This is a genomic window from Sphingobium sp. LMA1-1-1.1, from assembly GCF_040676365.1.
GTDB lineage: Bacteria > Pseudomonadota > Alphaproteobacteria > Sphingomonadales > Sphingomonadaceae > Sphingobium.
Genome location: NZ_JBEGHS010000011.1, coordinates 1 through 13,850, shown reverse-complemented (window position 1 = coordinate 13,850; position 13,850 = coordinate 1). Strand labels below are relative to the sequence as shown.

Annotated in this window: 12 protein-coding genes; 7 read left to right on the top strand and 5 right to left on the bottom strand. The window is 61.9% G+C overall.

Features of this window, described 5'->3' with window-relative positions; genetic code table 11:
- Positions 1-62: 62 nt before the first annotated feature.
- Positions 63-488 carry a YceI family protein gene (locus MRBLMA1_RS07605; RefSeq protein WP_363735915.1) on the bottom strand — a complete coding sequence of 142 codons (426 nt, stop codon included), beginning with the start codon at positions 486-488 and terminating at the stop codon, positions 63-65.
- Positions 489-1,126: 638 nt separating this feature from the next.
- On the opposite strand from MRBLMA1_RS07605, the gene MRBLMA1_RS07600 reads away from it, so the two are divergent.
- The 3 genes from MRBLMA1_RS07600 to MRBLMA1_RS07590 are packed head-to-tail and all read left to right on the top strand — an operon-like array spanning position 1,127 to position 2,462.
- The gene (locus MRBLMA1_RS07600) at positions 1,127-1,675 is read left to right on the top strand and encodes a DUF6644 family protein (RefSeq protein ID WP_363735914.1); all 549 of its coding nucleotides are present in this window, start codon (positions 1,127-1,129) and stop codon (positions 1,673-1,675) included.
- An 11-nt stretch (positions 1,676-1,686) separates the two neighbouring features.
- On the top strand, positions 1,687-2,187 hold the full coding sequence (locus MRBLMA1_RS07595; protein ID WP_363735832.1) for a DUF6644 family protein: 501 nt from the start codon (positions 1,687-1,689) through the stop codon (positions 2,185-2,187).
- Between the two features lie 35 nt (positions 2,188-2,222).
- Positions 2,223-2,462, top strand: a complete 240-nt coding sequence (locus MRBLMA1_RS07590) for a hypothetical protein (RefSeq protein ID WP_363735912.1) — start codon at positions 2,223-2,225, stop codon at positions 2,460-2,462.
- A 33-nt stretch (positions 2,463-2,495) separates the two neighbouring features.
- Here the strand turns inward: MRBLMA1_RS07590 and MRBLMA1_RS07585 are convergent, their stop codons facing one another.
- From MRBLMA1_RS07585 to MRBLMA1_RS07570, 4 genes are all read right to left on the bottom strand, one after another.
- The gene (locus tag MRBLMA1_RS07585; protein WP_363735911.1) at positions 2,496-2,909 is read right to left on the bottom strand and encodes a c-type cytochrome; all 414 of its coding nucleotides are present in this window, start codon (positions 2,907-2,909) and stop codon (positions 2,496-2,498) included.
- 106 nt (positions 2,910-3,015) lie between these two features.
- Positions 3,016-3,483 (bottom strand): c-type cytochrome, encoded by a 468-nt coding sequence (locus MRBLMA1_RS07580; RefSeq protein ID WP_363735910.1) that lies wholly within the window; start codon positions 3,481-3,483, stop codon positions 3,016-3,018.
- Positions 3,480-5,486 carry a PQQ-binding-like beta-propeller repeat protein gene (locus MRBLMA1_RS07575; RefSeq protein ID WP_363735909.1) on the bottom strand — a complete coding sequence of 669 codons (2,007 nt, stop codon included), beginning with the start codon at positions 5,484-5,486 and terminating at the stop codon, positions 3,480-3,482. Before MRBLMA1_RS07575 ends, MRBLMA1_RS07580 begins: the two co-directional genes overlap by 4 nt.
- 117 nt (positions 5,487-5,603) lie before the next feature.
- Positions 5,604-8,210, bottom strand: a complete 2,607-nt coding sequence (locus MRBLMA1_RS07570) for a TonB-dependent receptor (RefSeq protein WP_363735908.1) — start codon at positions 8,208-8,210, stop codon at positions 5,604-5,606.
- A gap of 481 nt (positions 8,211-8,691) precedes the next feature.
- Here MRBLMA1_RS07570 and MRBLMA1_RS07565 point away from each other — a divergent pair, with 481 nt between their 5' ends.
- The 4 genes from MRBLMA1_RS07565 (at position 8,692) to MRBLMA1_RS07550 (ending at position 13,638) form a co-directional block, all read left to right on the top strand.
- Complete coding sequence (locus MRBLMA1_RS07565; RefSeq protein ID WP_363735907.1) at positions 8,692-10,947, top strand: TonB-dependent receptor; 2,256 nt, start codon at positions 8,692-8,694, stop codon at positions 10,945-10,947.
- A gap of 285 nt (positions 10,948-11,232) precedes the next feature.
- Positions 11,233-11,838, top strand: coding sequence for a YceI family protein (locus MRBLMA1_RS07560; RefSeq protein WP_363735906.1), 606 nt, complete (start codon positions 11,233-11,235; stop codon positions 11,836-11,838).
- A gap of 57 nt (positions 11,839-11,895) precedes the next feature.
- The gene (locus tag MRBLMA1_RS07555; protein WP_363735905.1) at positions 11,896-13,092 is read left to right on the top strand and encodes a serine hydrolase domain-containing protein; all 1,197 of its coding nucleotides are present in this window, start codon (positions 11,896-11,898) and stop codon (positions 13,090-13,092) included.
- A gap of 135 nt (positions 13,093-13,227) precedes the next feature.
- Positions 13,228-13,638: a DUF6152 family protein gene (locus MRBLMA1_RS07550; RefSeq protein ID WP_363735904.1), complete on the top strand. Its 411-nt coding sequence runs from the start codon at positions 13,228-13,230 to the stop codon at positions 13,636-13,638.
- The last annotated feature ends 212 nt before the right edge of the window (positions 13,639-13,850 follow it).

Genomic DNA, 13,850 nt, shown 5'->3' with positions numbered 1-13,850 from the left:
CCAGTGAAGCGCGATCGATACCAGGCCATAGCGGTGTTGCGCGCACGGCATTGACTATCCCTTCATCGATCGGGAGTGAATTTCGCGGCTGAGCGGTCCCATACCCGCTTTCGCCCAATCCATCCGGTAATTGCGACGCCGAAGTCGCTGCGCTTGATATTGCCGGTCGCGCTGAATCCCACGTTGAGCGCGTTGTTGGCCATGGGGTTACTGCCGGCGCCGAGAAAACGCGCGTTCAGGGTGACGGGCTTGGTGACATCCTTGATCGTCAGGTTGCCGACGATAACGGCAGCATTCTTCCCGGATGGCTTAATCGAAGTCGACACGAAGCGCGCGGTGCCGAACTTCGCCGTATCGAAGAAGTCGGCGCTGTTGAGATGCTTGGTGAACCCTGGAGCGGTCGTGCTCAGTTGCTTCATGTCGAACGTAACCTCAACCTTCGACGCCGCGACCTTCGCAGAATCCAGTGAATAGACTCCCGCTGTCACCTGCAATGAGGTGGGCGCCCGGCACCCGATCGGAGAGCGCGAGCAAGATCAATCGAATGTTCATCAGGCAGTCCAGTCCATCGAATGTTCTCGGCAACCTAACGAAGTGACAAGCCCCGAGAAGTCCCATTCACCCGCTTCCGTGGTGTTTCCTGAAGGTAAAGCGGTGATGAGCAGGCACCGCGATCCACTTCGTCGACAGCGCCGGCCATGGGACTTAGTCCGGAAAGTTAGGAAAAGGGGAAGTCGCTTGCGAAGCGCAAACTGGCGCCGCGCTCGCACCCCCGCGATCAGGGTATGATGAACCATCGGCTGTCGACGCATGCCAGCAGCGCCTGTCCCGTGTGCAGCGTTGATGCCGCACTCGCCTGCAAATCAGCAGCATGCCACTGCACTCGGAGAGCGCCGGCGCGTCGGAATGGAAGCGCCAGTTGTATCCTGCAGTGGAAAAGGTGCAAGCCAGACCCCTCGGCCTCGCTCCTGGTGCTCTGCGAACAACGCCCGATCGCACTTTGACACCTTTGCCGGAGGCCAGTTTCGATCAGTCTGACGAGCGAGGCTTGGCGGCAGCAGAAGCTATCGAGAGTTAAGGACGACACAGCTTCACGGAGTTGAAGTGCCAGCAGTGAAGGAAGCACATGTCCACCTTCGGTGACCTGTTGTATGATTTGAGCCAGTATCTGCGGACCACTCCGGCTTTGGATCTGGCGGATCGGATTGCCGCGACCTCCCTCAGCCGGTCGATCAGCAGCAACTTCTGGGCGGTCCCGGCGCTTCAGGTCGCGCACATCCTTGCGATCGCGGCGGCTTTCGGATCTGTGCTCATGATCAACATGCGCATCCTGAGGATCAGCGGGGTCGACCGAACGATGGGCGACACCGTCGCGCGGTTCGCACCGTGGATCTGGTGGGCTTTGCTCGTCCTGGCCATCAGCGGACTCGGGATGATCATTGCCGAGCCAACCCGCGAGCTCCTCAATGCGGCCTTCTGGATCAAGATGGTCCTCGTGATCTCGATGATCGGGGTGACTCTGGCCTTCCAGGCGCGGACGGTGCGGCTCAACGTCAAGGATTGGGAAGCCACGCACGCGCGTCGAACTTCAGTCCGGCTCACCTCAGCGGCGATACTCCTGCTGTGGTGCGCAATCATTTTCGCTGGACGCTGGATTGCTTACGCGCCGACTTGAGAGGATTGTCGATGGCATTGGAATCTTTGTGGCAGACGCTCGAAGCGTCTTCCTTGGCGACGTTTCTAGCCGAATCGGCTTGGGCATTCCCGACAGTCGAGTCGCTCCACGTCCTGGCGATAGTCACGGTCGTCGGCTCGATCGCGATCATGGATCTTCGCCTTCTCGGCCTGGCGTCCAACGGATCGGCGGTCTCGGCGGTCTCCGATGAGACGCTGCCCTACGTCTGGATCGCGTTCATGGTGGCAGTCGCCACGGGGAGCCTGCTCTTCGTCAGCAGAGCCACTGCCTACGCTGTCAACACCTACTTCATCGCAAAGATGGTCTGCCTCGTCCTGGCGGGGCTCAACATGCTGCTGTTCCAGAGCATCACCTGGCGCGGCCGAGATCGCTGGGATCGCAGCGCCACGCTTCCGCTGGCGGCGAGGATGGCTGGCGGCATTTCGCTGTTGTTCTGGATCATGGTGGTCGTGTGTGGTCGTCTCATCGGCTTCACTCTCGCCGCCTTCTGACAGGAACCCTGAGAGAGGATCCAGGAGTGCTTCCTGTGCTTCAAGATCACCGCTTCGGAAAGATGGGAGCACGCCGCGCCGCCGGCAACCGCGCCGGTCATCCTGAACAAGATCAGCGAGACCACGCGGGAGCGGCGTTGGCAGCGGGCAGCGAGGGCGGGCTTCTTCGACGCGAGCTGACCGCAGGTGGCCGCGCGCTTGCCAGCACTGGCTACACTGTGGATGATCGACGCGAAACGACGAAGGCCAGCCTTCTCTTCTTCACGCGCCGCTGAGGCCCTGCCGCCAACGAGCCCGCCTCGCCCCGCCTATTTCGCGCTGAGAAGGTAGGCGATGACCGCCTTGCGCTCGGTGGCGGACGGCACAGCCGTGACCATCCGCGTGCCGGGTACCATCTTGCTCGGCGCCAGCAGGAACTTGTCGAGGACGGCTTCGGTCCAGACCAGCTTCGAGTTCTTCAGCGCGGCGGAATAGTTGAAGGCCGGCACCGAGGCCGCAGGACGCTTTGCGATGCCGTAGAGGGCGGGACCCACGCCATTCTTCCCGTCCACCTTGTGCGTGTGGCACATTTGGCAACGCCCTTTGAAGAGCGCCTCCCCATCCGCGGGAGCGGCCTGTGCGGAGGCCGTGGACAAAGCGACGGCGCTGGCGAACGCAAGCGCGAGGCCAGCGGCGTTCGACTTGACGAGATCCATGGCACGACGAGGGAGACTCAACTGCATGCTAACTCCAATCCTTTGATGATCATTGCGCGGCGACAGCTGCGGCGTCCGTTCGTCTGCACTCGTTCTACTGCGTTGCAGTGCTTGCCGCGGGCTTCGACAAAAATTACTGACCGATCGTGATGCTGCTCAGCTCGCTCGGTTCCTTGACCCCGGCATCCGGCAGCGCTTGCCCATTCTCCGCCAGGATGTAGGTAGTTAGGTTGAGAACGGTTTCTGCTTCGAGCGAGCCGGGATCGTTCTGTGGCATCGTGCTGAGGATCCGCCCATAGAGCGCCCTGGCTGGCTTGCCGCTCCAGGAGGTGAGAAAACGCTGTCCCTTCAGGCTTGCTGAATGGGCGTCGCTCGGCTGGCCCTGATCCATGCCGTGACAGGCGGCGCAGACTTCCCCGAACACCTTCTTGCCGGTGGCGATCTGGACTGCGACGGCCCGAGTATCGGACGCAGGAGATTCTGGACCGCTGGGCGCCGATGCGATCAGAAAGGGCGCCGCCAGGACGGACCCGCATGCTACTCGCAATCCCGAGATCCGCCGTCGCTCGTCAAGTGTGCCGGCTCTGCGTGCGCTGCTCATCGTGCCGGCACCTCGTTCACGGCCAAGGCGACCCAACGGCCTCCGACCTTGCTGTTGCCGATGGGTACTACTATCATCTGCCTTCCTTTGACTTGATAGGTGATGGGTCCGCCTGTCGTTCCTGCGGGCAGCTTGATCTCGCCGACCACCTTTCCCGTCGCCTTGTCATAGGCGCGGAACACGGACTCCCCCGAAACGCCGGCCCCGCCGAACACCGCATCGCTCCCCTCCCCGACGAAGAGCAGCGATTTCGTCACGAGCGCTGCCGGCCTGCCAGGATATCCGAGCGGCGGCAGCTGTAGCCCCGCGAGCAGCGGGTGGTTGCGCGGCCCCTCCCCGTTCGCCGCCATCCAGACTTGTCTGCCGACCTTCATGTCGATCGCCGTGATCCGGCCGTAGGGCGGCTTGGTGAGCGGCAACTCGTTTCGCGGACCGATGCCGTACGGATTGCCCGGTGTCGGCGATCCCGAGAAGCCGACGTCCCAGCTGTAGTCTATGGTCGCCTTCGGATCCGTCGTCTTGCTCACTCCGACCACGCCAGGCGCGGTCATGGACACCGCATAATAGAGGCCCGTCTCGGGATCGAACGCCCCGGTGTTCCAGCCGATCGAGCCGATATCACCAGGGGAGGAAATTGTACCCTTCGTGCCCGGACGATCCTTCGCGTTCACCGTCGGCGGCGTGAAGAGCGGACCATGCACGTATTGGTCGCGTATTCGCATGGCCTCCTCGCGAAGCGCTGGAGTGAAGTCAATGAGGTCGTCATCGGCGAGGCCGATCCGGTCGACCGGCTCCGGACGCGATGGAAATGGCTGCGTGGGCGAGGCGTGCTCCCCAGGCACGGTGCTTGGCGGTACGGGGCGTTCGTTGATCGGCCACACCGGCTTTCCGGTCGCGCGGTCGAGCACGAAAATATAACCTGTCTTGTTGGCTTGGATCACTGCCTTGACCGTGCGTCCGCCAGTCTTGAAGTCGGCGAGCACCGGCGGTGAAACGTTGTCGAAGTCCCAGAGATCGTGATGAACGGTCTGATAGTGCCAGATTTTTCGACCTGTCTTGGCGTCCAGGGCGACCAAGCTGTTCGAGTAGAGGTTGTCGCCGGGGCGGTGGCCGCCGTAGTTGGGGTTAGTCGGCGCCGACAGAGGTACATAGACAAGGCCGGTTTCGTCATCCGCGGTGATCGGCGCCCAGGCGGCCATGTTGCCCGAGTAGGCCTCGGCTCCTCCCCAGCTATCGCCGCCTGGCATGCCCCGGTCAGGGATGACCTTGAATGTCCAAACTAGCTTGCCCGTGCGAACGTCGTAGCCGCGGATGTTCTCGGGCAGGGCCTCCTTTTCGTTGCCGCTGTCGCCATAGCCTACGCCGACCTTGCCGCCGCCGTTCCCGCCGACCACGATCACGTCGCCCACTACGATTGGGCCATTGAAGTTGAAGTATACCGCGCCATCCGGCGTGTTACGGTTTAGCGATACACGACCGCCCTCGCCGAATCCCGTCACGGGACTCCCATCGCTGAGGTTCAAGGCGTAGAGATATTCGCCGCGCACCGAAACAACTCGCGCCTCTATTCCCGTGCCCCAAACATCAACGCCCCGGCTGCTCTGTCCGGCCGCTTCTCGGAAGGTGGCCTTGAACGGCTGCTGAACCCAGACGGTCTTGCCGGTCGCTGCGTCAAACGCTTCGACCAGCCCCACCCCATTAGGGGCATAGAGGATGCCATCCCGGATCAGCGGCGTACCCCGGAAATAGGGCGATGGTTGCAGATCGGGAAACTTGGTCAGCAGCGCTTCGTCGACGCCCGGACGGTTCCAGACGACCGCCAGCCGATCGACATTCCTTCGGTTGATGTTCGCAAGCGAGGAGTAGCGGTCAAAGCGGTGAGAACCACCGAAGTAGCTCCACGTGTCGGCGCCGCCTGCTAGGACGCTCGACGGGGACAGCAAGAGGGCCAGGGAAAGCAAGCCACGTGCTTTTCGGAAGTTCACCTTGTCGTTCTCGCTCATCTCGAATTCGTATTCCTCTGCGTCGAAACAATCCCCGTCAGCCCTCTAGCGGCAACCGCCTTGCGGAACTGATCGTGGCGCGGATGCGCTGCACCACAACCACGGTACCTGCCACAGCTATCGGCGGTACGAGGCGGTGACGCCGACTGTACGGGGCCGGAGATAGCTGGTCGTGTACAATGGGCTGTTGACGTACTTCTCGACGCCCTGTGCACGGTTGTAGTTGAGCGCATTATTGACGAACACCGACACGTCGACGCGATCGAAGCGCATGCCTGCCCGCAGGTTGACGAGGCTCACGCTCGGCCGTGGAGTGTCGAACGGCTGGAACAAGGGACTGTCGGGATCGACCCTGCCGGTCCGACGAGGGGCGCTGGTGTAGGTAAAGTCGCTGCGCAGATACCCTTCGTTTCCGCGCATCGGGATACGGTATTCGCCTGAGAGGTAGATCGTCCAAGGGGATCCGGCATTCGGCACGAAGTCGCCCTTCTGGAAGACAAGGCTTTCTTCGCTGAACGTTGTGCGATTGTAGCCGACCGACGCGCTGAGATCGAGTTGCGGGATGGGACTGTATGTCACAGCCGCGTCAAAGCCTCGTGACTTTGCCGAACCGAGGTTGTCCACGAATAGATAGCCGCAAGTCGGCAGCTGCAGCTGCGTTTGGATCTTGTCCCACTTGATGAGGTAGATGCTTCCGTCGAACCGCAGTTTGCCGCCGAGCATTCGATTCTTCGAACCGACTTCGTAGTTCCAGACCGTGTCCGACTCGTACGACGTGGGTGATGCCGGGTTGCCGTTGGCATCCACGTAGCCAAGGCTAGTGAGATCCCCCCCGCAAACCGGCGGAACACGGACCTGCGCGCCGCCGGGTCTGAAGCCCTTCGACGCCGTCGCGTAGATCAAGTTACGGTCGTCCGGCTCCCACGAGATACCGAACTTCGGGGTGAACACCTTTTCGTTGTTGAACTGTCGTTCGATCGGGAACACCGGCGCGAACGCCCCCTGCCCCGGCGTGCAGCCTGCCGCGTCAGGACACGGCGTTCCATAGGGGGCGTTCAGGTTATTGAGCGGACCGCCCTGGACAGTGTCGAACCGGACCTTGTTGGAAGCGTAGCGACCACCCACCGTGAGGGTGACTTGCGGCACGATCTTGAAGTCCACCTGGCCGAACCCGGCGAGTTGCCGTTCGCGGGACGAGAACTCTGCCGAGTATACGAGGGAGTTCGGTCCGAGCGGTACGCCGAAGGCGTTGAGGAACGCGCTGGTGCCCGGATAGGGGCCGTCCGCCGCGGTGACGCCGAACAGGGACGGCACGCGCCCGAGGAAGTTGACATAGTCCTCTTCGTACGAACGTTGGCGGTTGTTGCTGTAGAAACCCCCGACGACCCAGCGCAGACGAGCGTCCGGATTAGCGGATTGCAGCCGCACCTCCTGCGTGAAGTTGCGCTGACGGTCGGTGAGGATGTCGCGCGCAGAATCGCCGACGCGTGGCGCTGCGAAGCCGAGGAACGAGTAGCCGTAGCTGCTCGTGGCCTCGACCCACTGGCTGTGGTTGCGGGCCAGCCACGCCGTCGTTGAGATCAGCTGGACCGCATCGTTGGACCAGTCGACGGTCACATATGGAAGGTAGAGCCGGTCCGAGCCCTTGTCATAGAGCGGAGCCTCCAATCCCGTGAGGAAGGGCTGGCCCGTAGCGGGATTCCCGGGATCATTCGGATCGTTCAGGAGCTGCGTGGTCGAGCCCGCCGCGAAGACTGGAGCGGCGTAGACACCTCGGCCCGGTCGTGAGGCGCTGACCCACACCGTATTCGTAGCATCGTGGAGCGTCTGGTCCTCGACATTGAAAGATCCTGTCACCACGAGATTTTCGGTCACGTTGAACGCCAGCGCGAAGCGTCCGGCGATGGTCTCGGTCCAGTTGGAATCCTCGTAGACGGTCCTGGCACCCTCGAGGCGCAGCCCGTCCGGGCCAAGCGAGCCGTCCACAACCGGCTGGCCGCCGCTTGTTGCCACGATAGGGGTGCCGGCGATGCGATCGACGAAGCCCCCCTGACGACGGAAGTACCCGGCTGCGCGGAAGGCGATCTTGTCGTCGACGATCGGCCCACCGACCGCCGCTCCGAACTCGTAGCTCTGACCGCCGCCATCGATGTCGCCGAACTCGGCCCGCGCGCGGAATTGGAAGTCGTTGAACGACGGTGTCGGCTGGATGAAGCGGATGGTTCCCCCCTGCGATCCGGATCCGAACAGGGTTCCCTGGGGACCGCGGAGCACCTCGACCCGCTCGAGGTCGAACAAGACCGGGAAATATGTGCCGGCGGAGTAGCCGAGACTGCGCACCTGAATGGGAACGTCGTCGATGTAGACGCCGGTGGTGGATGCTCCGGCGGCAGAGGATATGCCGCGGATCGCGATCTGGTTCGAACCGGAACTGGTGCTCGTCAGGTTGACGCCCGGAGTGAGGCGGATCAGGTCGGCGAATTCGCGCACGCCCGTCCTGTTGATCTGCTCCTGCGTGACCGCCGCGATACTGACTGGGACCTTGGAGATCGATGAAGCACTCCGTGTCGCCGTCACGATGATATCGTTGCCCGGTGCCACCGTCTCGTCTGGGGCCGCCTGCGCGTCAGCGGTTCCGGAGCACATCGCCGCAGCGAGAATAGCAAGCGCCGAAGCTGTTCTGAGAAGCGCGTGATTGCCGCACATGGATTGCTCACCAACCATTCTACCTACCCCCAACTGACTTGAAGCCTCCAACCCCAAGCTCGTCAGACTGATCGAAACTAGCCTCCGGCAAAGGTGTCAAAGTGCGAGCGGGTGTTGTCCGCAGAGCACCAGGAGCGAGGCCGAGGGGTCTGGGGCTTGTACCTTTTCCACCGCAGGATACAACTGGCGCTTCCATTCCGACGCGCCGGCACTCTCCGAGTGCAGTGGCATGCTGCTGATTTGCAGGCGAGTGCGGCATCAACGCTGCACACGGGACAGGCACTGCTGGCATGCGTCGAACAACCGCCTGAAAGAGAGGCGAAACAACCGCCATCCGCCCGAGCGAGCTTGCTTGGTGATGATCGCCTCCCATAAGGTGTCAATTTGACACCCTCTCCGCGAGGGTCTGCGAGACTACCGGTTCCCCACCAGAGGTTGCGAGAAGCACGATCTGATTGGCCGCATCCTTACGGACGCGCTGAAGGCAAGGGGGAAAGAGATGGTGCAGTTCATGGTTCGTCGTACCCTAATGGCGGGGGTTGCGAGCGCGGCGCTAGTCTGCGCTTCGCAAACGGCTTGGGCGCAGGCGGCGCCTGCAGAGCCACCGGCGGCGCAGGGTACTCAGGCCGAAGTGGATGAGAACTCGGGCGGGTTGCAGGACATCTTCGTCACCGCCACCCGCACGTCCACCAACATCCAGCGGACGCCGATCGCCGTGACCGCGCTGACGACCGAGGCTTTGCAGGAGCGCGGCGCGCGCAGCCTGCTGGACCTCAACTCCTTCACGCCCAGTCTGTCCGTCGGAAACACGTCCGGCCAGGCGACGAGCGGCGGCTATGCGATCCGCGGCATGGGAGTTAACGGCAGCTCTTCGGCGGCGGTCGGCATCTACGTCGACGACGTTTACTTCTCCTCCTCGGCGGGCAATCTCCTCAGACTTATCGACGTCGAGCGCATTGAAGTGCTCCGCGGTCCGCAGGGGACGCTGTTCGGCCGCAACACCATCGCCGGTGCCGTCCAGTTCATCACCAACAAGCCCACGCAGGAGTTCGGCGGATACGTCGACGGGACCGTCGGACGCTACGATCGTGCGGACATCCAGGGCGCGATCAACCTTCCCGTGACCCGGACGCTTGCCGTGCGCCTTACCGGCGCGTCGCAGAGGAAGGACGGTTACGTACTTGACGAATTCAACCAGATCTATCGCGGAGCTGAGCGCTACAGCCAAATCCGCGTCCAAGGACGCTGGGAGCCGATGGAGAGCCTGACGGTCGATCTCAAGGGCGACTTCTTTCGTCAGCGGAGCAACGGTCAAGCGATCCGCGTGACCGCGATCAATCCCAACGCCCTGTTCATCGGCCTCGGAGCATTGGGCGGCGAGACGCGACCGTACGACGACCGCTATCTGTCGCGGTCGCGCTATAGTTTCGCAGGGTTTGGTTCGCCGGAATTTGCGCGACAGAAGTTCGAGGTCTATCAGGGCGTAGTGAACTACGACGTGACGGAGAACTTCCACCTGAAGTCAATCACTGCCTACACCAAGGCGAACAACTCGACAGCTTACGACACCGACAGCACGCCCCTCAACTTCGTGTCTGTCACGCCTGACGACAACACCGCCAAGGTATTTACGCAGGAGTTCCAGGCGAGCGGATCGGCGCTCGATGAACGTCTGAAGTGGACAACCGGCGTCTACTACTACGACAGCAGGAGCAGGTCACAGTCCGGCATCCTTTCAATTGGTCTGGATGCCTTCCCGCTTGATCCAGCGAGCCGCAGCAACGTGGAGTCGAAGGCGGTCTACGGCCAGGCAACCTTCAACTTCACCGAAGCCCTCTCGGTCACCGGCGGCCTGCGCTACTCGAAGGAGACGAGCACCGACTTCGTCGAAGGCACGGCACCGGGATCCTCAATGTTCAAGAACACATCGCCACTGATCGGCATTAACTTCCAGGCTACCGAGCGTGCCCTCTTCTACGCGAAGGCATCGCGCGGCTTCCGCGCGGGAGGGTTCACTGCGGATGCACGGCTCCCCGGAAACGGGCTTGGGTTCGGTCCAGAGACGGCTTGGACCTATGAGGCGGGCGCGCGCCTCGACCTGTTCGATCGCCGACTGCGCCTCAACCCTACGGTGTTCCAGACGGATTGGAAGAGCATCCAGTTCAACCTGCTGATTCCCACTGCCGGCCAGATCATACTTGCGACGGCCAACGCTGGCGACGCACGCATCCGCGGCGTGGAACTGGAAGGCCAACTGATAGCTACCGACCGCCTGTCCTTCAACTTCGCCGGCTCCTACTTGGACGCTGAATACACCCGAGTGCCCGCGCTCACCTATTCGGCCTATCCCGAAGGCGTGCTCGGGCCGGTCGTCACCCTGCCGAACCTGACCCGCGATACGGAACTTCAGCGGACGCCTAAGTACAAGATTTCGGTCGGTGGGCGGTACGTCCTTCCCTTGAAAGGTGGCCAGAAGATCACTCTGTCGGGCGATTATACCTACACCGATAGGCAACGCAGCGCGGTGACGATCTCGGACTCCGTCGAGATGCCTTCCTATCACCTGGTCAACTCGCGACTGCAGTTCGACTCCGCTGACGAGATGTGGTCAGCGGCATTGTTCGTCACGAACCTTACGAACGAGTACTATCTGACGGGAGGGGTGGATTATGCTGGCGGCTTCACCGCCGGTGCTCGCGTGGAGAACCCCGCCCGTCCGCGTGAGTGGGGCCTTCAGGCCACCGTCCGGTTCTAATTGCACGGGCAGCTCTTCGTAGCGGTCACGGCTCGATCTCCGTGGATGAGGCTGCACTTTGACAGGAGTGCAGCCTCATCCGTCCCGGACGCGGGCTTGGGTGAGTCCCCCCTTTCTTAACTTTCCGGACTAAGTCGCATGGCCGGCGCTGTCGACGAAGTGGGCGCGGTGCCTGCTCATCACCGCTTTACCTTCAGGAAACACCACGGAAGCGGGTGAATGGGACTTTTCGGGGCTTGTCACTTCGTTAGGTTACCGAGAAAATTTGATGGACTGGATCGCCTGATGAACATTCGATTGATCTTGCTTGCGCTGTCCGCCGCGCCAACGGCGCTGTCCGGTCAGGTGCCGGGTACCCCAGACCCATCGCGGGCGACAGCGGGAGCCTATTCGGTGGATCCTGCACACACCCAGGTCACCTGGAAGCTGAACCATCTCGGCTTCAGCATGCTGCAGGGCCAATTCGGAGCTTCGGGAGGGTCACTGTCCCTGGATCCTGCGAAGGTCGCGGCGTCGAAGGTTGAGGTTACGTTCGACATGAAGCAACTGAGCACGACCGCTCCAGGGTTCACCAAGCATCTCAACAGCGCCGACTTCTTCGATACGGCGAAGTTCGGCACCGCCCGCTTCGTGTCGACTTCGATTAAGCCATCCGGGAAGAATGCTGCCGTTATCGTCGGCAACCTGACGATCAAGGATGTCACCAAGCCCGTCACCCTGAACGCGCGTTTTCTTGGCGCCGGCAGTAACCCCATGGCCAACAACGCGCTCAACGTGGGATTCAGCGCGACCGGCAATATCAAGCGCAGCGACTTCGGCGTCGCAATGGCCGCGCCGGCCGTAGCAGACGACGTCGAGCTCGAGATCAACGCCGCTTTCGTAAAGAACTGATTCAAAACGGATGGGGTGGCCGATTGACCGCATCATCCCATTGCCGGGGAGTGAGTGATGAATGTTGGACTCCGCAAAGCGAAGGGTTTCCTGGCGCTGGCGATCTCGGCAACGCTCTCGCTGCCATTAGCAGCGGAGCCCCCGTCGCCTGCGGTAGTCGCCGCGCGCCGCGCGATCTTCGATCCGGCAATCAGCTCCGTGCTCTTCCATAACATGGACGAGTTATTCGAGACGCGTGTCGTCGGCCATGCAGCTGCGCCCTGGCAACTGCCCCGCACCGACGCACCGATGAACTTCTCCTACTCCTATGGTGGAGCGACTAAGCCGGCAAGTGAAATCCTGGACGGCAACTACACGAATGCGCTGCTGATCATCAAAGACGGCAAGATCGTGACGGAGATCTATCGGAACGGGACGGATGCACAGAGCAGGTTCATTTCCTGGTCCATGTCGAAGTCGCTGACTGGCACGCTGGTGGGACTTGCTGTGAGCGAGGGCAGGATCAAGTCGTTGGATGACGGTATCGTCACCTACCTGCCGGAACTGCGGCGCACGGGATATGAGGGCGTCACGATCCGGCAAATACTGGAGATGAGGTCGGGCGTTGACTACGACGAGCGCTACGACTGGAAGAACCCAAGCGTCGCTTCTATCAATCACGAGGAAGCGCTGGTTCAGAACCGTGTCCGCTTCGCCGACGTGGCGCGAACCCTCAAGCGCAAACACGCTCCAGGATCGACATTCGACTACAAGACAATCGACACCGCCGTGCTCGGCTGGCTTGTCGAACGGGTAACCGGGATGAGCGCCTCGGCCTACATGTCCAGTCGGATTTGGGAACGGCTCGGCACGGAACGGGACGCCTTCTACATCATGGACGGCCCTCCTGGGATCGGGCGGGAGTTCACCGGCGGCGGCTTCAACGCGACGTTGCGGGATTATGGACGCTTCGGGCAGATGATGCTGCAGGACGGGGTCGGCAATGGCCAGAGGATCCTTCCCGCCGGTTGGGTGCGCCAGGCCACTGCGCCTGTTGGAGGGCAGGAAGGAGAGACGGGCGGCTACGGCTACCAGTGGTGGACCGTTCAGAACAGCGATGCGTACTTCGCGCTCGGGTTGTGCGGCCAGTTCATCTACGTGGATCCGATCACCCGCACGGTAGTCGTGAAGTTGAGTTACGTTCCGCTCGAAAAGGGCGACGCGATGAAGGAGACGCTCAGCTTCATGGCGGCCGCCTCGGCATGGCGGCCGTGAGTGCGCTCACGAGGCGTGAGCGACAAACCACGTTTAGCCTAGTCTAATAACACACTGTCCATAACCGGCAACTAACACCACTAAATCAAAGAATGGCTTTGCTAGTCGGTTCGGTGAGCTACGAAGGATGTTGAGATGAAACGTGCTCTTTTGGCCATCGCGATCCTGGCCGCTGGACTTGCCTCCCCGATTTCAGCGCATCATTCGACGGCGATGTTCGACAATCAGAAGCTCGTCATTTTGCGAGGCACGATCAAGTCGTTCTCATATTTGAATCCTCATTCGTGGATTTCGATCGTGGCGGCCCCTGAAGGCACCACTGCTGCGAAGAGATGGGACGTGGAGTTGGTCTCGCCCGTGGTGTTGGAGCGGATGGGTATCACCCGTGAAACGTTTCGGCCTGGTGACAAGGTCGTGATGGGGATCCGGCCGTTGCGCGACGGCCGTCCCGGAGGCGCCTTCGTGCTCGCGGTGACGGCGAATGGGACACCCTATGGTGCCAAGCCTGCGGAGGTCGGCGTCGATCCGAAGCGCCTACGCCTCTAGGCCTCCGGATCGGGCGACCTCCTGAACTTCTGCTGGCGGCCCCTGCCGGACGCATGCCGACGCTACATCTCCCGAGGTCCATCGCCCGGATGGATTGGGCGAAAGCGGGTATGGGACCGCTCAGCCGCGAAATTCACTCCCGATCGATGAAGGGATAGTCAATGCCGTGCGCGCAACACCGCTATGGCCTGGTATCGATCGCGCTTCACTGG

Bases quoted from the DNA above. Each gene is read 5' to 3' on its own strand.
- MRBLMA1_RS07600 (WP_363735914.1), top strand. From the start codon at position 1,127: ATGTCCACCTTCGGTGACCTGTTGTATGATTTGAGCCAGTATCTGCGG.
- MRBLMA1_RS07595 (WP_363735832.1), top strand. From the start codon at position 1,687: ATGGCATTGGAATCTTTGTGGCAGACGCTCGAAGCGTCTTCCTTGGCG.
- MRBLMA1_RS07585 (WP_363735911.1), bottom strand. From the start codon at position 2,909: ATGCAGTTGAGTCTCCCTCGTCGTGCCATGGATCTCGTCAAGTCGAAC.
- MRBLMA1_RS07580 (WP_363735910.1), bottom strand. From the start codon at position 3,483: ATGAGCAGCGCACGCAGAGCCGGCACACTTGACGAGCGACGGCGGATC.
- MRBLMA1_RS07575 (WP_363735909.1), bottom strand. From the start codon at position 5,486: ATGAGCGAGAACGACAAGGTGAACTTCCGAAAAGCACGTGGCTTGCTT.
- MRBLMA1_RS07570 (WP_363735908.1), bottom strand. From the start codon at position 8,210: ATGGTTGGTGAGCAATCCATGTGCGGCAATCACGCGCTTCTCAGAACA.
- MRBLMA1_RS07565 (WP_363735907.1), top strand. From the start codon at position 8,692: ATGGTGCAGTTCATGGTTCGTCGTACCCTAATGGCGGGGGTTGCGAGC.
- MRBLMA1_RS07560 (WP_363735906.1), top strand. From the start codon at position 11,233: ATGAACATTCGATTGATCTTGCTTGCGCTGTCCGCCGCGCCAACGGCG.
- MRBLMA1_RS07555 (WP_363735905.1), top strand. From the start codon at position 11,896: ATGAATGTTGGACTCCGCAAAGCGAAGGGTTTCCTGGCGCTGGCGATC.
- MRBLMA1_RS07550 (WP_363735904.1), top strand. From the start codon at position 13,228: ATGAAACGTGCTCTTTTGGCCATCGCGATCCTGGCCGCTGGACTTGCC.